Annotated in this window: 2 tRNA genes; both read right to left on the bottom strand. The window is 50.3% G+C overall.

Features of this window, described 5'->3' with window-relative positions:
• Nucleotides 1-2 precede the first annotated feature (2 nt).
• Nucleotides 3-78, bottom strand: a tRNA-Ala gene (locus tag ACLJR2_RS23820).
• 111 nt (nt 79-189) lie between these two features.
• Nucleotides 190-266, bottom strand: a tRNA-Ile gene (locus ACLJR2_RS23825).
• Nucleotides 267-288: the final 22 nt, after the last annotated feature.

A 288-nucleotide genomic window follows, 5' to 3' on the forward strand; every position in this document is an offset into this window, starting at 1 on the left:
GATGGTGGAGCTATGCGGGATCGAACCGCAGACCTCCTGCGTGCAAAGCAGGCGCTCTCCCAGCTGAGCTATAGCCCCATCGTGTAGTCAGAACCTCTTTACCGATAATTTTTCCTGAGACAAGGCGTGGAATAACGAAGCATACATCAGTATGTGAGTTATTTCACAACGCAGTATTCAGGGAAAATTTGGTAGGCCTGAGTGGACTTGAACCACCGACCTCACCCTTATCAGGGGTGCGCTCTAACCACCTGAGCTACAAGCCTGTAGAGGTTTTACTGCTCGTTT

It is taken from the genome of Salmonella sp. SAL03688, from assembly GCF_046551895.1.
GTDB lineage: Bacteria > Pseudomonadota > Gammaproteobacteria > Enterobacterales > Enterobacteriaceae > Salmonella > Salmonella enterica.